Source organism: Roseibium sp. R5 (genome assembly GCF_055755305.1).
Genome location: NZ_CM146910.1, coordinates 64,825 through 85,428, shown reverse-complemented (window position 1 = coordinate 85,428; position 20,604 = coordinate 64,825). Strand labels below are relative to the sequence as shown.

The 20,604-nt window shown below is 57.3% G+C and carries 20 protein-coding genes; 9 read left to right on the top strand and 11 right to left on the bottom strand.

The window, feature by feature from the left end:
- Nucleotides 1-157: 157 nt before the first annotated feature.
- Both tyrS and folE read left to right on the top strand, forming a co-directional pair.
- Nucleotides 158-1,435 carry a tyrosine--tRNA ligase gene (gene tyrS / locus AC0J4F_RS00425; protein WP_473025096.1) on the top strand — a complete coding sequence of 426 codons (1,278 nt, stop codon included), beginning with the start codon at nt 158-160 and terminating at the stop codon, nt 1,433-1,435.
- Nucleotides 1,436-1,788: 353 nt separating this feature from the next.
- Nucleotides 1,789-2,331, top strand: coding sequence for a GTP cyclohydrolase I FolE (gene folE / locus AC0J4F_RS00420; RefSeq protein ID WP_473026470.1), 543 nt, complete (start codon nt 1,789-1,791; stop codon nt 2,329-2,331).
- 56 nt (nt 2,332-2,387) lie between these two features.
- On the opposite strand, the gene AC0J4F_RS00415 is transcribed toward folE, so the two are convergent.
- The 3 genes from AC0J4F_RS00415 to AC0J4F_RS00405 are packed head-to-tail and all read right to left on the bottom strand — an operon-like array spanning nt 2,388 to nt 3,597.
- On the bottom strand, nt 2,388-2,597 hold the full coding sequence (locus AC0J4F_RS00415) for a tautomerase family protein (RefSeq protein WP_473025095.1): 210 nt from the start codon (nt 2,595-2,597) through the stop codon (nt 2,388-2,390).
- A gap of 2 nt (nt 2,598-2,599) precedes the next feature.
- Nucleotides 2,600-2,986 carry a nuclear transport factor 2 family protein gene (locus tag AC0J4F_RS00410; RefSeq protein ID WP_133948298.1) on the bottom strand — a complete coding sequence of 129 codons (387 nt, stop codon included), beginning with the start codon at nt 2,984-2,986 and terminating at the stop codon, nt 2,600-2,602.
- Nucleotides 2,983-3,597 (bottom strand): glutathione binding-like protein, encoded by a 615-nt coding sequence (locus tag AC0J4F_RS00405; protein WP_473025094.1) that lies wholly within the window; start codon nt 3,595-3,597, stop codon nt 2,983-2,985. Before AC0J4F_RS00405 ends, AC0J4F_RS00410 begins: the two co-directional genes overlap by 4 nt.
- 142 nt (nt 3,598-3,739) lie before the next feature.
- On the opposite strand from AC0J4F_RS00405, the gene AC0J4F_RS00400 reads away from it, so the two are divergent.
- Nucleotides 3,740-4,144, top strand: coding sequence for a winged helix-turn-helix transcriptional regulator (locus AC0J4F_RS00400; RefSeq protein WP_473025093.1), 405 nt, complete (start codon nt 3,740-3,742; stop codon nt 4,142-4,144).
- A gap of 37 nt (nt 4,145-4,181) precedes the next feature.
- Here the strand turns inward: AC0J4F_RS00400 and AC0J4F_RS00395 are convergent, their stop codons facing one another.
- From AC0J4F_RS00395 to AC0J4F_RS00380, 4 genes are all read right to left on the bottom strand, one after another.
- The gene (locus tag AC0J4F_RS00395; RefSeq protein WP_473025092.1) at nt 4,182-4,397 is read right to left on the bottom strand and encodes a hypothetical protein; all 216 of its coding nucleotides are present in this window, start codon (nt 4,395-4,397) and stop codon (nt 4,182-4,184) included.
- A 382-nt stretch (nt 4,398-4,779) separates the two neighbouring features.
- Complete coding sequence (locus tag AC0J4F_RS00390) at nt 4,780-5,802, bottom strand: adenylate/guanylate cyclase domain-containing protein (protein WP_473025091.1); 1,023 nt, start codon at nt 5,800-5,802, stop codon at nt 4,780-4,782.
- Nucleotides 5,803-5,958: 156 nt separating this feature from the next.
- Nucleotides 5,959-7,101, bottom strand: a complete 1,143-nt coding sequence (locus AC0J4F_RS00385) for a DNA methyltransferase (RefSeq protein WP_473025090.1) — start codon at nt 7,099-7,101, stop codon at nt 5,959-5,961.
- A gap of 140 nt (nt 7,102-7,241) precedes the next feature.
- A complete protein-coding gene (locus tag AC0J4F_RS00380) occupies nt 7,242-7,919 on the bottom strand; it encodes a DNA-3-methyladenine glycosylase I (RefSeq protein WP_473025089.1) in 678 nt (225 codons plus the stop codon).
- A gap of 188 nt (nt 7,920-8,107) precedes the next feature.
- Between AC0J4F_RS00380 and AC0J4F_RS00375 the strand changes: the two genes are divergently transcribed.
- Nucleotides 8,108-9,619 (top strand): AMP nucleosidase, encoded by a 1,512-nt coding sequence (locus AC0J4F_RS00375; protein WP_473025088.1) that lies wholly within the window; start codon nt 8,108-8,110, stop codon nt 9,617-9,619.
- A 232-nt stretch (nt 9,620-9,851) separates the two neighbouring features.
- Here AC0J4F_RS00375 and bcmE read toward each other — a convergent pair whose 3' ends face one another.
- From bcmE to mutY, 4 genes are all read right to left on the bottom strand, one after another.
- Nucleotides 9,852-11,366: a thiamine pyridinylase gene (gene bcmE, locus AC0J4F_RS00370; RefSeq protein ID WP_473025087.1), complete on the bottom strand. Its 1,515-nt coding sequence runs from the start codon at nt 11,364-11,366 to the stop codon at nt 9,852-9,854.
- 165 nt (nt 11,367-11,531) lie between these two features.
- A complete protein-coding gene (bfr, locus tag AC0J4F_RS00365) occupies nt 11,532-12,017 on the bottom strand; it encodes a bacterioferritin (protein ID WP_040451567.1) in 486 nt (161 codons plus the stop codon).
- 247 nt (nt 12,018-12,264) lie between these two features.
- Entirely contained in the window at nt 12,265-12,747 is a 483-nt protein-coding gene (locus tag AC0J4F_RS00360) for a fasciclin domain-containing protein (protein ID WP_473025086.1), read from the bottom strand.
- A 217-nt stretch (nt 12,748-12,964) separates the two neighbouring features.
- Nucleotides 12,965-14,047 (bottom strand): A/G-specific adenine glycosylase, encoded by a 1,083-nt coding sequence (gene mutY, locus AC0J4F_RS00355; RefSeq protein WP_473025085.1) that lies wholly within the window; start codon nt 14,045-14,047, stop codon nt 12,965-12,967.
- 276 nt (nt 14,048-14,323) lie between these two features.
- On the opposite strand from mutY, the gene AC0J4F_RS00350 reads away from it, so the two are divergent.
- The 5 genes from AC0J4F_RS00350 (at nt 14,324) to AC0J4F_RS00330 (ending at nt 20,545) form a co-directional block, all read left to right on the top strand.
- A complete protein-coding gene (locus AC0J4F_RS00350) occupies nt 14,324-14,782 on the top strand; it encodes a DUF721 domain-containing protein (protein ID WP_473025084.1) in 459 nt (152 codons plus the stop codon).
- Nucleotides 14,783-14,951: 169 nt separating this feature from the next.
- Nucleotides 14,952-15,587: a thioredoxin domain-containing protein gene (locus AC0J4F_RS00345; RefSeq protein ID WP_133948280.1), complete on the top strand. Its 636-nt coding sequence runs from the start codon at nt 14,952-14,954 to the stop codon at nt 15,585-15,587.
- A gap of 87 nt (nt 15,588-15,674) precedes the next feature.
- Nucleotides 15,675-19,133: a chromosome segregation protein SMC gene (gene smc / locus AC0J4F_RS00340; RefSeq protein WP_133948279.1), complete on the top strand. Its 3,459-nt coding sequence runs from the start codon at nt 15,675-15,677 to the stop codon at nt 19,131-19,133.
- Nucleotides 19,134-19,340: 207 nt separating this feature from the next.
- Nucleotides 19,341-19,730 carry an AtpZ/AtpI family protein gene (locus tag AC0J4F_RS00335; RefSeq protein WP_209179418.1) on the top strand — a complete coding sequence of 130 codons (390 nt, stop codon included), beginning with the start codon at nt 19,341-19,343 and terminating at the stop codon, nt 19,728-19,730.
- A gap of 65 nt (nt 19,731-19,795) precedes the next feature.
- Nucleotides 19,796-20,545, top strand: coding sequence for a F0F1 ATP synthase subunit A (locus AC0J4F_RS00330; RefSeq protein WP_133948274.1), 750 nt, complete (start codon nt 19,796-19,798; stop codon nt 20,543-20,545).
- Nucleotides 20,546-20,604 lie beyond the last annotated feature (59 nt).

Here is a 20,604-nt window from a genome sequence, read left to right as displayed (position 1 = left end):
CTTCGTGTATTTTTATTACGTCACCGACATACCGGCGGCTGCGTAGGATCTTGCTCTGACAAATCAAACCTAAAAAAGCCGCCGCGTCAGGCGGCTTTTTGGTTTTCAAGATACCGGCCCCTGGCGGGAACTCCCCAAAAGACCCAGGAAGCCGAAAATGACCAAACACATGATTGAGGCCGGAAAACCGGCGACAAAGCTCAAATCGGAAGCCCTTGCCGTGCTTCTGGAGCGTGGGCTCGTGCATCAGTCCACCGATCTGGAAGCCCTCGACCAGCGCCTCAACGACGGTCCGATCACCGCCTACGCCGGATTTGATGCAACGGCGGCCAGCCTCCATGTCGGTCACTTGATGCCCTTGATGACCTTGCGCTGGCTGCAGAGGCTGGGGCACCGTCCGATCGTGGTTCTGGGCGGGGGCACCAGCCAGGTTGGCGATCCGAGTTTCCGAAAGGACGCCCGACCGCTTCTGGAGGAACGCCAGATCGCGGCCAATATGGCAACCATCCGGCGCTCGGTTGAACGTCTCGTGGATATGGACGGCCCGGAAGGGGCGCTGCTGGTCGACAACGCGGAATGGCTGAACGAGTTCCGCTTCCTGGAATTCCTGCGCGATTATGGCTCTCAATTCACCGTCAACCGGATGATGACCTTCGACAGCGTCAAGTCGCGGCTCGATGCCCAGATGCCGCTGACGATCCTGGAGTTCTGTTACATGATGCTGCAGGCCGTGGACTTCCTGGAACTCGCCAAACGACACGACTGCGTTCTTCAGGTCGGCGGCTCAGATCAGTGGGGCAACATCGTCAACGGTGTCGAGCTTGGCCGCAGAGACGGGCGCAAGCTGCACGGGCTGACCGTCCCGCTTCTGACAACGGCCAACGGGTCTAAGATGGGCAAAACCGCGTCGGGCGCTGTCTGGCTGCATCCGGAGCATCTGTCGCCGTTCGGCTTCTGGCAATTCTGGCGCAACACGGCGGACGCCGATGTCGGCAAGTTCCTGCGTCTCTTCACCGAACTGCCGATGCGCGAAGTGGAGCGTTTGTCGGAGTTGCAAGGTGCGGAGTTGAACGAGGCCAAGAAGATCCTTGCAACGCAAGTCACCGCCATCGTTCATGGCCCGGAAGAAGCACGAGTGGCTCTGGAGCAGGGCGATGCCTTGTTCTCCGGTGATGCCGATTTGACCGAACCAACCCACACAATGGCCCTGTCCGTCTTGGCTGAAGGGGTTGGTCTTCTGGAGCTTGTGGTGGCAAGCGGCTTTGCCGCTTCCAATGGCGAGGCCCGGCGGTTGGTTGAGGGCGGTGGTGTGCGCCTCAACAACCGGGTGGTTGATGACGCGCGTCGCCGGATTTCTTCCGGCGATCTTGGTGCCAATGACCGTCTGTCCCTGTCCGTCGGCAAACGCCGCAAAGCGTTGATTGGGTTTGAATAACTTAAGTTTGGTGGGTCACAGCACGATGGGTGACCCGCCATCACTGCAGATTACAATTTTTCCTCGTCAACTTGTCGGCACAGCATTTTGAACGCGTTGATTTTCTGAAGAAACGGCGAGCGGCTGCGATTTTCTGAAAATCTCAGGCACATAACGAACGCGCGGATCAATCAGATGTCTTTCAATTACAATAAGTAAAGTTATAACATTACTAACGTGAGGTTTTCGATCTGGAGTAAAGAATGTCATTGGTTGAAGCCATTGAAGGTGCATCGTCGGCAAACACGCACCACAAAAGCAACAGCGCGCACCGCCGGCCAAAACGGGAGGATGCCGAAGCGGCGGTCCGTGTGATGATCGAGTGGGCAGGGGATGATCCGGACCGGGAAGGTCTGGTCGATACGCCAGCCCGGGTTGTGCGGGCCTATGAAGAGTTTTTCGAAGGGTATCAGACTGACCCAGTCGAAATGCTTCAGCGCACCTTTGAAGAAACAGACGGTTATGATGACCTGATTGTTCTGAAAAACATGCGGTTCGAATCCCACTGCGAACACCACATTGTGCCAATCATCGGCAAGGTGCATATCGCTTATCTTCCTGCCGGGCGTGTCGTCGGCATCAGCAAGTTGGCGCGCGTCGTGGAAGTCTTTGCCAAGCGCCTGCAGATCCAGGAAACGCTGACGGCTCAGATCGCGGATGCCATCAACACGGCTCTGAAACCACGCGGCGTTGCTGTCGTAATGGAAGCCGCCCACATGTGTATGACCACCCGCGGGATCAAAAAACCAGGCGTTTCGATGATGACCCGCAGGATGCTTGGTGAGTTCTCGACAGATAAAGAACTTCGGCGGGATTTTCTGAACTCGATTGCCGGACCGCAGGAAACATTTGGATAGACAAAAACCTTGGGCTCCAGTTGTTACTGGAGCCCAAGGGGTGGTTTCGGATGGCACTAGGATCCAGTTCGTTTGGCCCTGAACTCGGTTACCGGCACACCAGCGATGCCCCAGTTCTCGAGGGGGACCTCCTCGATGACGACAAACGTCGTGGCGGGCTCCTTGTTCAGAACATCAACAAGCAGATCGGTTGCGCCTTTGATCAGCTCGGCTTTTTGGTGCTTGCTGACACCTTCATCCGTCACTTGAATATGGACATAAGGCATCTTTAAACGCTCCCGGATTGTCGTGGGATGATCTGAAAAATCTTCGCCATGATCTGCCAGCGCCCACCGTCACGCACGAAGGTCAGAAAATCGACGAAGTCATTGTCCCCGATCGAGCAGCGGACACGGGCGAAGGCAGTGTTGGCTCCAGCCAGCTGGATCTCGTCAATTGCGTCTGTGCGCACTTCTCCGCGCGAGGCCGGGGATTGGCGTGCGGCAACCACCGGAACATATTCATCCATGGTCCGGTGAAGCAGCGGCGCTTCGTCGGCTGTGGCATACACCGCCTTTGGGTGAAACACTGTCTGCAAGAGGTCCGTGTCGCAGCGGTACAGCGCTTCGAAGTAATCCGCGATCACCGCCTGAAGTTCATTGAGGGCGGTGCTCATGCGGCCAGCCCTTCTTCCTGCAGCGTCCGCTGCGTGGCGGGCCGGGCCTTGATCCGGTTCACATAGTCTGCCGTGCGTGGCCACTCGGTCAGCGCAACTCCGATAATGTTCGACCAGTTCAAGATGACGAAGGCATAGGCATCGGCAACGGAGAATGTCTCACCGAGAAGATACCCGCCGTCATCCGAGAGCATGCCTTCGAATTGGGAAATCTTCTTCTTCAAAACGGCGAGATTGCGCGCACTTTCCTCTGCCGTAAAAGTTTTGCCTGAGAAATACGGGCTGAAGGCCTTGTGCAATTCGGATGTCAAAAAGCTGAGGGCCTCCAGCATCCGGTATTTCTGAAGTGCAGAGGTTCCACCCTGGCCCCCAAGCTGGGGAAACCGTTCGGACAGCCAGGTGAGAATGGCGACGTTTTCGGTCAAGACCGCGCCATCTTCAAACTTCAAGGCCGGAACGTAGCCCCGAGGATTGATCTGCGCGTAGGCCGCGCCGCTTTCGGTTGTGCCGGCATCCGTATCCACCTTTTCAAGCGTGTAGGGAACGTCTGCCTCGTTGAGGAGAATATGCGCTGCCATGGAGCAGGCGCCTGATTTGTAGAAGAGTTTCATCGGGTGGCTCCTTCTGGTTCCGATCACCGGAAGATGCTCACCTTGGTTTCTATTGACAATATGGTAACTGATGGTAACTCCTATTATGAAGTTACCGCGAAGAAACCTGTTTGCACGCTGGCCGTTGGTTGGAGATCTCGCTATGGCACTGAAAATGCGAAAGAATAAAAGCCCGCAACCACCCGCGCCTTGCCTTCTGACGGAGTGCATGCAGGTGATTGCCGGGGCGTGGGCCCCGAACGTCATTTGGTGTCTGAGAGCGGGACCGAGGCGGTTCAGCGAGCTTCGGGCTGACATACCGCCGGTGTCGGCGAAGGTCCTGTCGGCACGGCTCAAGGAGCTGGAGGAGCGGGACGTGATCGTCCGCCATGTCCGCCCGACATCACCGCCTTCCGTTGAATACGAGTTGACCGAGGTTGGCCAGGAGCTGATCCCGGCCTTGGAGGGAATCGTCCGTGTCGGGCACAAACTGAAGATCCGCAGTGGGTACTATCCGTCAGAAGCGGAGGCCGATGCGAACCTGGCGCAAGCGCTGGAGCCGGCGTGAGTGATTAATGGCAGCGCGTCATGTCCGGCGGGAAAACTTATCCACGCTCTGCAAACCAGCCGTATACTTCCTCCCGTTCCTGTCCCACGGGGCCGAGGCCGGACCGTCCGTTCGAGGTGGCAGGAACCGGAGGTTGGGCGCTTTTTTGAGGTAACGGATCAAGAAACGCGCCGTCAGCAATCAGATGGTTTTTGGACTGCTGCCGGGTTCCAGACGGGGGCAGGTCAGACCGGAAGAGTTTCTCAAGGATCATCGGGCGCTGCCAGGGCCTGGTGTTTGTCCGGGAAAGACAAGACTGCTGGCCGGGAACAGCCTTCGGGCAGGCGTGCTGCCTTGCCAATCCTACCCACTCCTTGCTTCTCGCCCGGCAAGTCCGGTGCGCCTGCCGTCCCGTTCGTTTCGAACGGTGTTCTGATCGCCAAAACGCCGGAGGGAGACCTCGCGGCGGGTTTTGTGCTGGTGATCTCAGTTTATCACTGCTGTCCCGGTCTCCGTGCCAGGATCGACCGATTGAGGTTTGGTCCCGGATCAGGTCCGGCACAGCAAAACTATTCAAATCTGCAAACGGTCTCCCTGCGCGAACGGGAGTGAAGACCCGGGGTCTATTCGCCGCCCGATTATCTGCAGCTTGTCATCTAGCCGTGTAGATCCACAGCCCAAAGCGTCAGCTTGTCCTGTTTTCCGGCCGCTTCATAAGCAGGCAGAACGCGTTTTGGCGTCCTGAGGGTATCTGGAAGTCTTTTGACGAGATCGTCCGACAAAACGATCTGTTCGCCCAGATCGCGGGCAGCGCTTTCGATCCGGGCGGCGGTGTTCATGGTGTCGCCGAGCAGGGCGATTTCTTTTTTCCAATCGCCGATTTCACCGGCCGCCACCTGTCCGCAATGGATGGCAACGCGAATGCGCGGTTCCGTCTTGTATCTCATCCTGTAAAACGACGCCCGGCGTTCCAGGATGCGATGCATGCCAAGCGCGCAATTGAGACTGGCACCATTCTTCACACCCTTTTCAAGTGGCCAGGTCACAATCACAGCATCGCCGATGTAGCGGTGAACATCGCCGCCGGTCTTGTAAATCGGGTCTGCAAAATCCTGCGCGACATCGCTCAAAAATGTATGGAATTGAAGTTCTCCAAGGCGTTCTGCAAGTGCGGTTGACCCGACAAGATCGGTAAACAGCACCACACGGTTTTCAAGTCTTGGGCGGGCATACCGGCCAGTGATGAGTGCAGTGGTGGCTTCCGTCCCCAATAGGCGGGAGATTTCAATGCCGCTGGAAAACGCAAAGGCGATCGCCGCGGAAATCGCAAAATTCTCAATAAAATGCGCGTCGAGGTGCTGCCACGGCTGGCCGAAGAGCCAATTGGGCAAGCTCATGCCTGCCAAGATGCAGATGCACCAAACGATTGTCCGAAGAAGCAGGAGCTGCCAAAGCGGCATCTGCCGGGCCATTCTCAGGCGGGAATTGGAGAAAACAAAAAACTCGGAGCAGGAGCAGCTGAAGCCGATCAGGACACCGGTGAGCATGCCAACACTAACATCCGTGAAAAGACTTTGCTCACTTGCGCGAAGCAAGCCGATAAACAGCCCAACGATGGCTGAGGCCAGCGAGATCCAGGCAATCGCATGCAGTGTTCTGATCTGCCAGTTCTGAAACATTGCAACATCTCACATGGTGTCCGCCTATGTGTATAGGCGTTTGCCAGGCAGAAGAAAAACCCCGCCATCCCTTTCGGGAGGCGGGGCCAAGGGAAGATCTCGCGGGGAACGCGAAGGTCTTTTCTTCCTGCTTGTTAGCTCGTAGCGGCTACAGCTCTAATTGGCCTGCAGCCGGGATCTGATTTCCTTGCGAAGCTCGTCGATCGGCGACTTCTTCGACCCTTCTTTCGTATGCCAGAAGGTCCAGCCGTTGCAGGCCTCCTGGCCCTGCACCAATGCGCCCACCTTGTGGATCGAACCGGTGTGGTCGCCGGATTTCAAGGAGCCGTCTGCCCGGACGATCGCCAGATGCTTGCCCTTGGAACAGGTCAACTCGGCGCCCGGCTCCAGCATGCCGTTTTCCAAAAGCGTACCGAACGGGATGCGCTTTTGGGCCCGCTTGCCCTGCTGCATCTCAAGCGCTTTTTCGTCACCCGGCTGGATTGCCGCGATCCGGGCTGTTGCCGCATCGATATAGTCTTGCTCGCGCTCCACACCGACATAGTTGCGGCCGAGTTTGCGCGCGACAGCACCTGTGGTCCCGGTGCCGAAGAACGGGTCGAGCACAACGTCGCCCGGTTTGGACGAGGCGGTCAGCACCCGGTAGAGCAGGGCTTCCGGTTTCTGGGTCGGATGCACTTTCTGGCCATCCTTGCCCTTCAGCCGTTCCGAACCGGTGCACAGCGGCAAATGCCAGTCGGAGCGCATCTGCAGATCTTCATTGAAGGTCTTCAGCGCGTCGTAATTGAAGGTCGGCTTGGCATCCTTGGATTTCGTCGCCCAGATCATGGTCTCGTGGGCATTGGTGAACCGCTTGCCGCGAAAGTTCGGCATTGGGTTCGACTTCAGCCAGACGATGTCGTTCATGATCCAGAAGCCGAGATCCTGGAGGATCGCACCCACCCTGAAGATGTTGTGATAGGAGCCGATCACATAGAGCGAGCCGTCCGGCTTCATCACCCGGCGCGCGGCCAGCAACCAGGCGCGGGTGAAGGCGTCGTAAGCCTCAAAGCTCTCGAACTGATCCCAATGATCGTCGCAGGCATCCACCTTGGATTGATCCGGCCGGTGCAGGTCGCCGCCCAGCTGAAGATTGTAGGGCGGATCCGCAAACACCAGGTCGACAGACCGGGACGGCAGCTTCTCAAGGGCGGCCACGCAGTCGCCCTTCAGGATCGTGTTCAGCCAGGAAGCGTCAGCTTCCGTCGAAGATGTTGGATGGGGTGCCACAGGGGACACCCCGGTACGCAGTACTCTCATTGCGACGCAATACCTCACGCAATTTCGAGTGTCATGGTTACCGCTTTTGGTAAATCAGGCGTTAAGCCGTCAGAACAAAAATTACCGTTGAATCAATGCTTTGTTTACAATGGTAAAACCTAAATGAGAAGTTAATGGGCTCAGCCGACCGAAAACGCCAGAATTCTGCTGATTTCATTGAGAGAACGACCGGAAGTTGATCGCCAATGGTTAAAGGCTTCCTGAATTGCAATCAGATTTTTTTTCGACATGGACTCATTCCCAATGACATTTTCACGGATTAGAGCGTTAACCACGTCGCGGGAGAGGATAAATGTCTCCTTTCCCATGAAGCGAAGCGCATACTGACCGGAGTTGCCGCCAAGCCGGCTGCCGCGCTTCTTCAGGATGTCCATCAGGCCGATTTGATCCTCGACAGGATACCGTGCAAAGAACTTCGAAGCACTGCCGTGGGCTTCGGCCAGATCCCGGAGAAAAATCGCATTAGCCTGGACGGACTTTATCTTCATGGCATTGCGCACAATGGCCTTGTTGTTGAGAAGCGCCTCAAAGGCTTCATCCGGCAGGAAGGCGAGGCGGGCCGTATCAAAACCTTCGAAGGCCTCTTCGAAGCCCGGCCACTTCTTCTCAATCACTTTCCAGGAAAATCCGGCCTGAAAGATCGTTTTGGTGAACATGGACAGCCAGCGGTCATCGCCGATCGTCTCCAGTTCTTCCGGTGTCTGGGGGCCATTATGTTCGGCCATTAGGGCTGAGAGTTGGTCGGCACCGCCCTTCTTCTCGATTGCCAACGCTTCGATGTCTTCAAAGGATTTCATAAAACCGTCCCGGCAAGTTTCTAAATTCAACCAGATAAGGGGATATCCCTATCACAGGGAAGGATGCTCTCGTGTGTGCGAAAATAATTTCTTCGTGTGCAAAAATATTCATTATCTGAAGCTGCACCTATTGACCGCGCGTGCATCTGGCGAGACTGTTCAAGGATAACAAAAATAAGGATGACAAAATGACCAACTCGATCCACAGAGCCTTTCAACAACCGGCCCGGCCGACCCGCATGGCGCCATCGCACCCTTTGCAGGTTTTCAGCGATCCCAAGGAAGCTGTCGCGCGGTTGATTGAAATTTTTGAGGCGAACACGGCCTTCTTGAGGAAGCACTTCCAGGCTCTTCTCGACGGGGAAGAGCCGGAACATCGGGTGCGGGCCTTTTATCCGCAGGTTCAGATCGTCACCGACAGCCATATTCGTCATGACAGCCGCTTGTCCTACGGTTTTGTCTCCGGGCCGGGGCGCCATGTTGCAACCATCACCCGGCCTGACCTGTTCCGCCATTATCTGGAGACACAGCTGTCGCTTCTCATGAAGAACCACGAAGTGCCGGTTCTGGTTGGCGATAGCGATATGCCGATCCCGCTGCATTTCGCCTTTTATGACGGAACGCATGTGGAAGGTGGCGCCGCGGCGGCGAGCCTCGATCGGCCGCTGGCAGACGTCTTTGATCTGCCGGACCTGACCGTGATGGATGATTCCATCGCCAACGGAACGTATGAACCAGCCGATGGCGAAATGCCGCTGGCCTCTTTCACGGCACCGAGGGTTGATTACTCCCTCCACCGCCTGCAGCATTATACGGCCACCGCGGCGGAGCACTTTCAGAACTACGTGCTCTTCACGAACTATCAGTTCTATATCGATGAATTTTGCCGGATGTCTCAGGACTATCTGGCGGATCCGGATAGCGGCTACGAGGCCTTCGTTGGGCCGGGCAATCTGCTGACAAAGGCCGGCGAAACGGCGCCTTGCAGCGGTACAGAACCGGCAAAGCTTCCGCAAATGCCGGCCTATCACCTGAAACGGGCCGATGGCAGCGGCATTACAATGGTCAATATCGGTGTTGGGCCATCCAACGCGAAGACGATCACCGACCATGTGGCTGTCCTGCGCCCGCATGTCTGGTTGATGCTTGGGCACTGCGCGGGGCTGCGCAACAGCCAGACTCTCGGGGACTATGTTCTTGCGCATGGGTATGTGCGTGACGACAACGTTCTCAATCAGGATCTGCCGATTTGGGTGCCGATCCCGCCGCTCGCAGAAGTGCAGGTTGCCCTCGAAGATGCAGTTGCCGAAATCACCGGATATGACGGATATGAGCTGAAGCGTGTAATGCGGACCGGCACGGTCGTGTCGCTCGACAACCGGAACTGGGAGCTTTGGGATCAGCCGGAGCTGGTCAAACGGTTTTCGCAGTCGCGGGCCATCGCACTCGATATGGAATCGGCGACCATCGCCGCCAATGGCTTCCGCTTCCGCGTGCCCTACGGAACGCTTTTGTGTATTTCCGACAAACCGCTTCATGGTGAGCTGAAGCTGCCTGGCATGGCGACGGATTTCTACAAGCGCCAGGTCGCTCAGCATCTCGAAATCGGCATTCGGTCTCTGGAGAAGATGCGTCAGATGCCCGCCGACCGTCTGCATTCGCGGAAACTCAGAAGCTTTGCGGAAACCGCGTTTCAGTAGGCACCCCGCTGGTTTCGATCTAACGAAAGCTAGAAGCGAGACAAACTCATTCCTCTCAGTTGTCATCCTCGGCCGTGTGCCGAGGATCCATTTTTCTTCAATAAGTTTTGGATGTTCGGAACAAGTCCGAACATGACGCCAGAGGAGAATTTGACTTTGTCACCAAGCAAAGGCCCCGGATTATGTCCGGGGCCTTTTGTTGCCGGTATTCTGACGACCGGGGCCTGCGAATTTAGTTGCGCATGTAGCGCTTCAACGCCGGTCCGGACTGAACCATCGTTGTTGCTTCTTCGCCCTGGACCTTCTGTGGTAGGGGCGATGCCTGGACGCAATTGTTGCAGCCGCAGGCCGAATATCCTGGCCAGGCAGGTGGAGACTGATTGGTCCAGGAGCCGATCCAGCCGCCTGCCGATTGGCACAGCGGGGTGCAGATGGACGGCGCCTGCGAGTTGTCGCCCGGAAAGTCGGTGCTCTCCAGATCGCAATGGCCGCTGAAGTCGCCAAGGACGGCCGTTTGAACGGATCCGCCGAAACTGTGAAAAGCAGTCCGGTCAGTCGTCGGCATGCTGACCAGTTCCGTTGTCTTCGCATTCAGGATGTCGGACATTTGCTGGTACAGCGGATCAACCGAGCTCAAGGCATTGAGCACACTGGTCCGCGCGGGGAAGAGATAGGACAGCTGCCCATTGGGAGGCGCGATGGCGTTCTGCATTGTCGCTTGTTCGGTCATGATGTTCGCAAGCACAAACGGTAGCGTTCCGTTGTTGGCGAGGAACGGTGAGTTGCTGTTCACACCGGCAACATCTGCGTAAAACATGTTTGGAGAACTGGTGTTGTCGGTCCAGGGAAACGCACGGAGTTTCAGGTTCTGCCGGGTGGCATTCGACATCTGTGACATGCTTTCAGAAAAACCGATGGACGTCCGCCCATAGCCTTCACTGAAATATCCGGCCCGGACATACTGGTCCTCCACGCCTTGCAGCGGTGGCACGGCTCCGGTCAAGGCGTTGTAATAGCTCGCGGTCTCCGCTATGCCTGCAAGAGATTGGACAATCGAGGGATCCAGCTGGGTCATGGATGGCCAGTTGCCGGAATCGAGATACCCCTTGACCATGTAATTCACGCCAATGGTCGTCTTGCCGGACATGTTCATCATGGCGCCCGACATGCCGAAGGGGACGGGGCTGATATAGATCCCGGCCGAATTGACGGTCTCAAAGTCCGACAAGGTGGTCACACCCGCCATGCCTGAATCGCCGTTCCGGTAGAACATGATGTTCGTACAGCCCAGCATGGGCAGGGCGTACATGTCGTTGTTGGGAAGTTTCAAAGCTGTGTCGGCGTAAGGCACGAAGTCCGTCGGGTTGCTAATTTGCGCCGCCGGGATCTGGGTTGTTTGGGTCTTCCAGTACTCCAGATACATTGCGTCATAGACAAAGACGTCGATCGGCGTCTGTTTGCCGCTGCCATTGGTATAGACCGGATTGGAATCGTACCCGCCGTCCCAGACATTTTCATCTGCGATCAGATAGAGCTTCTCCGTCTGCCCCGCCGACTGCCACGCCGAACAGATGGCGGACGTGAACGCGCCCATGTCCGGGACATATGGATAGACCGCCGCGGAGATACAGGTTTCGCCATCTGTGCAGATCGCATCGCAGTTCTGCGCCGACGCTGCGGTCGAAAACAATGCGCCGATGACCAGTGCACTTTTCAAGATGACGATAGTGCGGAATTGCTGATGCATGACTTCACCTCCAGGCAGTCTTAGTGGAGGGAGTGTCTCACGATGCCGTAACGTTATGCAACTTATAATTTAGTAGAGAGTAATTACTCGTTAAACCCGTGTGGAGCCAACAAAAAACGCGGCCCCGAACAGAGCCGCGTTCCAATATTTGGGCTGACGGTATCCTTACTCGGCTTCGTCCGCAGAGGCTGCGTTCAGCATGCCGTAGCGCTCAACGCCGATTTTCTCCAGAAGCTCAAGCTGGGTTTCGAGGAAGTCGATGTGGCCTTCCTCGTCCTTCAGAAGCTCTTCGAAAATCGCCATGGAGACGTAATCGCCTTCTTCCCGGCAGACTTCACGTGATTTGGAGTAGGCGGTCCGGGCATCGTATTCACCGGCAAGATCTGCTTCCAGAACTTCCTTGATGTCCTGGCCGATGCGCAGCGGCGCGACCTTTTGCATGTTCGGCAGGCCTTCCAGGAAGATGATCCGGTCAACCAGCTTGTCGGCATGTTCCATCTCTTCGATGGATTCCTCGCGTTCCTTTTTCGCCAGTTTCGCATAACCCCAATCGGCCAGCATGCGGTAGTGCAGCCAGTACTGGTTGATCGCGCCCAGCTCCAGGAACAGAGCCTCGTTCAAACAGGCAATAACCTTTTCATTCCCTTTCATGGCCGTCACTCCTTGTAGCCGAGATTTTCTGTACTTTAGAATTATTCTACACTAGGTGTCCAGTGTCTAAATCATGTTTTTTTTCAGAAATTTGCGAGCTTCTGAATGTAGGGAGAAGTCTCTGACGGACTGCGCAAAATCGGTTGATCGCATGGCGCTGGAACAGCCTGCCGCAAAAAAGCAAAAGGCGCAGCCGGTAAAGCTGCGCCTGTTGACTTACCAGAGGAGGGGTAAGATGCCGGGGATATTAGGAGGCCGGCAGGATCACGCTGTCGATCACGTGGATGACGCCGTTGCTGGTTTCGATGTCGGCGGTGACAACGTTTGCTTCGTCGACTTTTACACCGTCTGTTGCGTCAACGGCGATGGTATCGCCCTGAACAGAGGCAACATCAGCTTTCTTGCCTGCGATATCGGAAGACATCACTTTGCCCGGGACCACGTGGTAGGTCAGAACAGCGACGAGCTTGTCCTTGTTTTCCGGCTTCAGCAGGTCTTCTACAGTGCCAGCCGGCAGTTTCGCGAAGGCTTCGTCGGTCGGAGCGAAAACAGTGAAGGGACCATCGCCTTTCAAGGTGTCGACCAGGTCAGCGGCCTGAACGGCGGCAACCAGAGTGTTGAAGGTGCCTGCGCCGGCGGCAGTGTCAACAATGTCTTTCTCGGCAGCTTTCGCAGCGGAAAACGGCAAAACGAGAAGTAGAGCAACTGCGAGTTTCTGGATCAGTTTCATGTAGATGACTCCCTTGCTTAAGTTCAAGCTAAAGATCAGCGTTCCCGGAAATGATGTTCCGGGGGATTAAACTTGGATGCAGTCTTTGCTTGCAACGTGAACACTTACGGGAGGCGTGCGTAAACGGATGAGGAAAAAGTCTTTCCTGACTTTTCCAAGAAAAGACGTGATCTGATCGCTGTGTTGGAGCGTCGCGTGCGCCCGGCAATTATTGTCTTCAGTCCAGCGCCGCTGACAAAACCTTGCGCATGACTGTCGGCAGGGCTTCGCCGGAAAGCGTGTCCGGAGCGGACCACCAGCCGGTGTCTGTGCCAAGCGGATCGTTACCGGACATCTCTGCCCTGAAAACGGTCAGCTTCAAATGAAAATGGGTGAACGTGTGTTTCACCTCACCAACGCGCTTCTGCCAATCTGCGTTAAAGGGCGCATGGGAGAGACTGCTGTCCATGTCGAAATCTTCGGACCAGACAGAACCAGGCACTTCGGTCATCCCGCCAAGCAGCCCTTCCGGCGGACGGCGGCGCAAGAACACGGCACCGCTTGTTGCGTCAACGGCGACGAAGGCCGCACCGTGCCGGGTCGGTTTTTTCGTCTTCGGGGCTTTCCGCGGCAGGGTTTCCGCAAGGCCAGCGCGGTGGCTTTCGCACTCCTCCCGCCAGGGACACAGGGCACAGGCGGGTTTTTTCGGTGTGCAGATGGTCGCGCCAAGATCCATGACAGCTTGCGCGAAGTCTCCGGGGCGGGCGTCCGGGGTCAGATCCGCCATCACGGCTTTGATTTCCGGCTTGGCCGCGGGCAAAGGCGTTTCAATCAGTTTCAGGCGCGACAAAACACGTTCGACGTTGCCATCAACAACGGCGGCATGGCGGTCGAAGGCAATCGTGGCAATGGCCGCGGCCGTATAAGGGCCGATGCCCGGCAGCTTCAAGAGCTCGTCTTCCGTGTCCGGAAAGCGGCCGTCATACTCGCTGGCAACGAGGTCGGCGCATTTTTTCAAGTTTCGCGCCCTGGAATAATAGCCCAGCCCTGCCCAGGCTTTCATGACGTCTTCTTCATCTGCTGCGGCCAGATCCTTGACGGTCGGCCAGGTGCTGGTGAAGGTTTCGAAATAGCTCTTCACGGCAGCAACTGTGGTTTGCTGCAGCATGACTTCCGACAGCCAGATACGGTAGGGATCCGGCACTTCGCCAAGACGCCGGTTTTCCGGGCTCACCCGCCAGGGCAGAGTGCGCGCATGCCGGTCGTACCACTCCAGTAGACTTGATGAAAGAAGACTTGGTGATAGGTGGGTTTCAGCCATGGTTTGCTGCACGCCGGTATGCGCCAAGATGCTGCTGATCAACGGTGATTTGCGTCTGGATAGCTTGGGGACAATTGCGGTGATAAGCCGGCGCCAAAACCTGTGTTAAAGTAATCGTCTTCATTTTGTCTTATTCTACTGGAACACAACAGACTTCGAAAAGCGCATCTGCGCGCCGCGTAAAAGGTCAGGGCAGGCATCAGGAGGTAGGCCATAACCGCGTCGAAGGCAAATCGAAAGGGTGCAAAACTGCTGGCCGATTTGGTCGGCAAGGCGATGACCCCTGCCTGCAAGAAACGCGGCTTCGCCTCCATCGATATCATTGCGTCCTGGGCCGATATCGTCGGCGAGCGCTATGGCACCCGCGTCCAGCCGGATCGGCTGATCTGGCCGCGGCAACCGGAGCTGAGTGACCCGGAACGCCCGCCGCAACCTGCAACTCTCGTGGTCCATACAGATGGCCCCACTGCGCTGATGCTGTCTCACGACAGTCCGCAGGTGATTGAGCGAATCAACACATTTTATGGCTGGGCCGCCATTGGCCGCATCAAGATCCAGCAAAAGCCGGTCGCCGTGAAACGCTCCAGCACGCGCAAGGTGCTGAGGCCATTGACCCGGTCGGAAGAGCAGCAGCTCGATGCGAAACTCGAGACGGTCGAAAACGATCGTCTCCGGGAAGCATTGAAGAAGCTGGGCGCGCAAGTCATCGCCCGGAACGCCGGCACAGCCGCCTGATCGCTTTTGCCCTCACGCAGTAATAACAACACTGTGACTTTGCCTGCCAATATGTCCACGCTGCCGCCACATTTGCCAAGCTGTGTTGACCTTGAGGGCCTGAAAGGGCACATGGAACAGCAATGGCGCCGGAAGGTGCAGGACATCAATTTGTGACAGGACGATCTTCGTGACACAGACCCGCAGACAGTTTCTCAAAACCACCGCTTTGACCACGGCCGCGCTCGGGCTCGTATCTGCTGCGCCCGCATGGGCCCAGTCGGTCGACGAAGACGAGCTCCTGAAGCCGGGTCCGCTGGGGGACAAAACCCTGGGCGATGAGGCCGCACCGGTCACGATCATCGAATATGCGTCCATGACCTGTGGACACTGCGCTAATTTCCACGAGCGCACCTGGCCGGATCTGAAGAAAGACTACATCGAGACTGGCAAGGTCCGCTTTATTTTCCGGGAGTTTCCGCTCGACCCGGTTGCCTCGGCCGCCTTCATGCTGGCTCGCTGCGCGCCGCAGGAAAAATACTTCGACATTGTGGACATCATGTTCGAAGAACAGCGCGCCTGGGCGTTCACCGACAACCCGTACCAATCCCTGCTCGACTTTTCCAAACAGATCGGCTTTACACAGGAGTCCTTTGAGGAATGCTTGACAAACCAGGGTTTGCTTGACGCAGTAAACGCTGTGCGTGAGCGCGGGGCGAACGAGTTTGGGGTGAACTCGACGCCGACATTCTTCATCAACGGCGAAAAGCACTCGGGGGCGCTTTCGATTGAAGAGATGGGCAAGATCATCGAGGAAAACCTCTGATCCTGCAGCAAAGCTGCGGGCCACGCGCCTGCATCTGCAATCTGATATGACGTTGTCGGCGTCCGGACCGGAGAGGTGCGGGCGCCGATGAGGTTTTCAAAGCTCCGCATTGCCGGGTTCAAATCCTTCGTTGAGCCGATGGAATTTATCATCGGCAACGGCCTGACCGGGGTTGTCGGTCCCAACGGCTGTGGCAAGTCCAATCTCGTGGAAGCCCTCCGATGGGTGATGGGCGAGAACTCTTATAAGAACATGCGCGCGTCCGGCATGGATGACGTGATCTTTTCCGGAAGCCTCAATCGCCCGGCCCGCAACACCGCGGAAGTGACGCTGTTTCTGGAAAACAACGATCGCACGGCCCCGACCGCCTTTAACGATGCCGATCTTCTGGAAGTCAGCCGCCGGATCGAGCGGGAGCAGGGCTCCAACTACAAGATTAATGCCAAGGATGTGCGGGCCCGCGACGTCCAGCTCCTGTTTGCAGATGCCTCCACGGGCGCGCGCTCACCCGCAATGGTCCGGCAGGGGCAGATTGGCGAGCTGATTGCCGCAAAACCGACATCGCGCCGCAAGATCCTGGAAGAAGCCGCTGGAATTTCCGGTCTGCATTCACGGCGCCATGAAGCGGAAATCCGCCTGCGCGGGGCCGAACAGAACCTTGAACGCTTGGAAGACGTGCTGGTGCAGATCGACAGCCAGCTCGACAATCTGAAACGCCAATCGCGTCAGGCTTCGCGCTACCGCAATCTGTCGTCGGAGATCCGCGGTGCCGAAGCTGCCATTCTTTATATCCGGTGGACAGAAGCCCGGGATGCCCTGAACTCAGCAGAAAAACAGTTCACTGAGGCGCAAAGCCAAGTCAACGAGGCGACCGGCCTGCAGGCGGAAAGTGCGCGCATTCAGGCAATCGCCGCGCACAAGTTGCCCGAGCTTCGGGAGGACGCAGCCAAAGCCGGAGCCGCGCTTCAGCGGCTCGTTATCGCCCGCAATGATTTGGATGCCGAAGAGCGGCGCATCAAGGAACGCTTGCAGGATCTGGAGCGCCGCTTGGTACAGCTGGCCGAGGATATCCGCCGCGAACAGTCCATGGTCTCGGAAAACGACGAAGTTCTGGAACGCTTGGCAGAAGAGCGCGCCGAACTTCTGGAAGAAAACGAGATGGTGCAGGACCGCACCGAAGCGGCCCGGGAAAAGGTGGCCGAGGCCGAAGACATCGTGCGCGGCAAGGAGGCAATGCTCTCCGAGCTGACGGCCGCCGAAGCGCGGGCAACGGCGGAACGCCAGCAGCTGGAACGCGCCGTTGCCGAAAGCCGCCAGCGGGCGGACCGGCTGATGACACAGGCACAGGAAGCTCAAACCGCGCTCGGTGCTCTCATCGCGCGCATGAATGAACAAGACGGTGTCGCGGAGCACCGGGAAACGCTGGAGTTTGCAAGCGAAGAACTCGCCGAGGCTGAAGCGGCCGTCGAAGAAGCGGAAGCTGCCACTGCAACGGCACGGGATCAGGAGCAGGCCGCGCGGTCCCCCTTGAGCGATGCCAAGGCTTTGCTGCAAGGCCTTCAGACAGAGGCACGGACCCTTGAACAGGTATTGAACGTGCACAGCGAGGCGGATCATACGCCGGTCGTTGAGCAAATCACCGTTGAGACCGGGTATGAAACAGCGCTGGGCGCAGCGCTCGGCGAAGATCTCGATGCCTCTCTTGATGAAGCAGCCGCTGTCCGCTGGGGCAGTGCGATTGGAACGGACGGCGATCCGGCTCTGCCCGGCGGTGCCAAACCGCTGTTGGATGTCGTAACCGCACCCAGAGAACTCCATCGCCGATTGTCTCAGATCGGTTTGGTGTCCCAAGACGACGGTCCACGCCTGCGATCTGATCTGAAACCCGGTCAGCGCTTGGTGAGCCGGGAAGGGGATCTCTGGCGATGGGACGGGTTTGTCGTTGCGGCCAATGCACCAACCCCGGCAGCACAACGTCTGGCGCAGAAGAATCGCTTGGCCGAATTGGATGACGAAATCGAGACCGCGCGTCAGGCCGTCGAACGTCACCAGCTGGATCTGGAAGGCGCTGCAAGCCGGGTCCGGCGGTCCGTGGAATTGGAACAAACCGCCCGTGGCAAGGTCCGGGATGGTCAGCGGCAGGTCACAGCGGCGCGCGAAGCCTTGGCCGCTGCGGAGCGGTCCATTGCGCAGCTGGCGTCCCAGAAGGCGGCTGCGGAAGATCGGGCTCAGCGCCTGAATGAAGAAGCAGAAGAAGCGCGGGCTTATCTGGAAGAAGCACAGGAGCAGTTGGAAGCAGCTGCCGAGGCAATCGGCTACGCCGACCAAATCCGGGATCTGCAAACGGAGGTCTCCTCTGCGCGGACAGCACTTGCAGAAGCGCGGGCGGTCTCGGAAGGCCTCTCCCGGGAACAACAGATGCGCGACCGGCGCCTGGAGGCGATCGCCCGGGAATATGACAGCTGGAAGTCCCGCGCGGCCAATGCGACCCAGCAGATCGCGGTTTTGAGCGAACGTCGCGATGAAGCGGAAGAAGAGCGGGCTGAGCTGATCGAGGCACCCGAAGACATTGAGATCAAACGCCGGGAGCTGTTTTCTGCGATCGCAAACGCCGAAGACGCCAAGAAGGAAAAGGACGATCAGCTCAGCCAGGCCGAGCTGGATCTGGCCGATGTCGACCGGGCAGCGAAATTGGCTATGGAAGGCCTGGCTGGCGCACGCGAGCAAAAGATTCGCGCCGAAGAGCGCCTTGATGCTGCACGGGAGCGGAAAGACACCCTGGAGCGGCGGATCGATGAGGACCTGGAAGTTCCGGTCGTGGCTCTACCGGAAATTGCCGACCTGAAGGAAGGCGCGCCATTGCCGGATCCGGAGGCGATGGAGAAGAAGCTGGATCGCCTCAAGGCCGAACGCGAACGTTTGGGCGGGGTCAACCTGCGCGCAGAAGAAGAATTGCGCGAGATGGATGAGCAAAAGACCACTCTGACGTCTGAGCGGGACGATTTGATTGAGGCAATTCGTCGCTTGCGGACCGGGATTTCAAATCTGAACCGCGAGGCGCGGGAGCGCTTGCTGGCCTCCTTCGAGGTGGTCAATGGTCACTTCCAAAGGTTGTTCACCCACCTCTTCGGTGGCGGCACGGCTGAGCTACAGCTGGTCGATTCGGACGATCCGCTGGATGCCGGACTTGAGATCATCGCGCGACCTCCTGGCAAGAAGCCGCAAACGATGACCTTGCTGTCGGGCGGTGAACAGGCGCTCACCGCCATGTCATTGATTTTCGCAGTTTTTTTGACAAATCCAGCGCCGATTTGCGTGCTTGATGAGGTCGACGCACCGCTTGATGATGCCAATGTGGAGCGCTATTGCGATCTTCTTGATGAGATGGCGCGCAATACGGATACCCGTTTTGTGGTGATCACCCACAACCCGATCACCATGGCCCGCATGAACCGTTTGTTCGGTGTCACAATGGCGGAACGAGGTGTCTCGCAGCTTGTTTCGGTGGATTTGGAGACCGCGGAACGATTCCGCGAAAGTGCCTAATTTTCAGCCGAACCGCGTTCCTTCGTAAGTTTCCCGTAAGACTTAGGTCATGGAAAATGTGAAGAAGGGCGAATTTGTGTTATAAATCAGATAAATAGCTGAAATCTTAGTGTTCTTGACAGGGCAATGGCCCCCGACTATGGTGCGCGCGGCTTGAGGGGGTGTCCAAAGGCTGGGTCTCACGGCTTGACGGGGGCGGGGAACAACATGAGTGGCTCTTCGCAAAACGGCAATTCAGATGATCTGGACAAGGGTGCCTCCGAGGCGGATCTGTCGGAACGGCGGGACCGTCTGAACCGGAAGCTGGACGGCCAGCGCAAAGCTGAAGAAGCAGAACGCGCGGCCAAGAAGAGCGACAATTCCGGCTACGCACAGGCAATGAAGCTCTCTTCGGAGTTCATTTCCGGTGTGGTTGTTGGAGGCGGTTTGGGATGGTTCGTTGACCAATGGTTTGGGACAAAGCCCTTTGGGTTGATCGTGTTCCTGCTGATTGGTTTCGCGGCGGGCGTTTTGAACGTGATGAGGGCTGCCGGGCGTATCGCCGAGCCAGGTCAACGTTACAAACGCGAGAGTTCTGACGACGGCGGGTCCAACTGAAGTTGTGCATCTGGGCGCCTTGCGCACCCACGAATAGAAATGATTTGAGCGAAGAAGGCTGACCGGTGGCGAACGATCCGATCTCGCAGTTCAAAATCCAGACCCTGTTTCCGATTGAAGTCGGCGGAATGGATTTCTCTTTCACCAACTCTTCGCTGTTTATGGTTGCGACCGTAGCAGCAGCTTCTGCCTTCCTGATCTTCTCCACGTCCGGCCGCGGCCTTGTGCCGAGCCGCGTGCAGTCGGTCTCGGAAATGGCTTATGAGTTTGTTGCAGGCATGCTGCGAAGCTCGGCGGGCACAGAAGGCATGCGGTTCTTTCCGCTTGTGTTTTCGCTCTTCATGTTCGTCCTTGTGGCAAACCTCTTCGGCATGTTCCCGTACTTCTTCACGGTAACCAGCCACATCATCGTAACGTTTGCGTTGGCGATGCTTGTGTTTCTGACTGTCACGATCTACGGCATCATGAAGCACGGAACCAAGTTCTTCCACCTGTTCGCACCATCAGGCGTTCCGCCGGTGTTGCTTTTGATCGTTGCGCCGATCGAGGTTGTGTCCTTCCTCTCGCGTCCGATCAGTCTGTCCGTCCGTCTGTTCGCAAACATGCTGGCCGGTCACATCACCCTTAAAGTTTTCGCCGGGTTTATCGTGTCCATGAGCGCCGCTGGCGGCGTAGGCATCGTCGGCGCAATCCTTCCGCTGAGTATGACAGTCGCGATCACCGCGCTGGAGTTCCTCGTCTCGTTCCTGCAGGCCTACGTCTTCACGGTCCTGACCTGTATGTACCTCAACGACGCCCTTCATCCGTCACACTAAGCGAAACGTCTCATGCGGCGGCCCAACCCGGGTCGCTGCCTGAAGAAATCTGAAATCTG

What these genes read in the sequence shown, in the direction of transcription:
- tyrS (WP_473025096.1), top strand. Translation starts at nt 158, where the DNA reads ATGACCAAACACATGATTGAGGCCGGAAAACCGGCGACAAAGCTCAAA.
- folE (WP_473026470.1), top strand. Translation starts at nt 1,789, where the DNA reads ATGATCGAGTGGGCAGGGGATGATCCGGACCGGGAAGGTCTGGTCGAT.
- AC0J4F_RS00415 (WP_473025095.1), bottom strand. Translation starts at nt 2,597, where the DNA reads ATGCCTTATGTCCATATTCAAGTGACGGATGAAGGTGTCAGCAAGCAC.
- AC0J4F_RS00410 (WP_133948298.1), bottom strand. Translation starts at nt 2,986, where the DNA reads ATGAGCACCGCCCTCAATGAACTTCAGGCGGTGATCGCGGATTACTTC.
- AC0J4F_RS00405 (WP_473025094.1), bottom strand. Translation starts at nt 3,597, where the DNA reads ATGAAACTCTTCTACAAATCAGGCGCCTGCTCCATGGCAGCGCATATT.
- AC0J4F_RS00400 (WP_473025093.1), top strand. Translation starts at nt 3,740, where the DNA reads ATGGCACTGAAAATGCGAAAGAATAAAAGCCCGCAACCACCCGCGCCT.
- AC0J4F_RS00395 (WP_473025092.1), bottom strand. Translation starts at nt 4,397, where the DNA reads ATGATCCTTGAGAAACTCTTCCGGTCTGACCTGCCCCCGTCTGGAACC.
- AC0J4F_RS00390 (WP_473025091.1), bottom strand. Translation starts at nt 5,802, where the DNA reads ATGTTTCAGAACTGGCAGATCAGAACACTGCATGCGATTGCCTGGATC.
- AC0J4F_RS00385 (WP_473025090.1), bottom strand. Translation starts at nt 7,101, where the DNA reads ATGAGAGTACTGCGTACCGGGGTGTCCCCTGTGGCACCCCATCCAACA.
- AC0J4F_RS00380 (WP_473025089.1), bottom strand. Translation starts at nt 7,919, where the DNA reads ATGAAATCCTTTGAAGACATCGAAGCGTTGGCAATCGAGAAGAAGGGC.
- AC0J4F_RS00375 (WP_473025088.1), top strand. Translation starts at nt 8,108, where the DNA reads ATGACCAACTCGATCCACAGAGCCTTTCAACAACCGGCCCGGCCGACC.
- bcmE (WP_473025087.1), bottom strand. Translation starts at nt 11,366, where the DNA reads ATGCATCAGCAATTCCGCACTATCGTCATCTTGAAAAGTGCACTGGTC.
- bfr (WP_040451567.1), bottom strand. Translation starts at nt 12,017, where the DNA reads ATGAAAGGGAATGAAAAGGTTATTGCCTGTTTGAACGAGGCTCTGTTC.
- AC0J4F_RS00360 (WP_473025086.1), bottom strand. Translation starts at nt 12,747, where the DNA reads ATGAAACTGATCCAGAAACTCGCAGTTGCTCTACTTCTCGTTTTGCCG.
- mutY (WP_473025085.1), bottom strand. Translation starts at nt 14,047, where the DNA reads ATGGCTGAAACCCACCTATCACCAAGTCTTCTTTCATCAAGTCTACTG.
- AC0J4F_RS00350 (WP_473025084.1), top strand. Translation starts at nt 14,324, where the DNA reads ATGACCCCTGCCTGCAAGAAACGCGGCTTCGCCTCCATCGATATCATT.
- smc (WP_133948279.1), top strand. Translation starts at nt 15,675, where the DNA reads ATGAGGTTTTCAAAGCTCCGCATTGCCGGGTTCAAATCCTTCGTTGAG.
- AC0J4F_RS00335 (WP_209179418.1), top strand. Translation starts at nt 19,341, where the DNA reads ATGAGTGGCTCTTCGCAAAACGGCAATTCAGATGATCTGGACAAGGGT.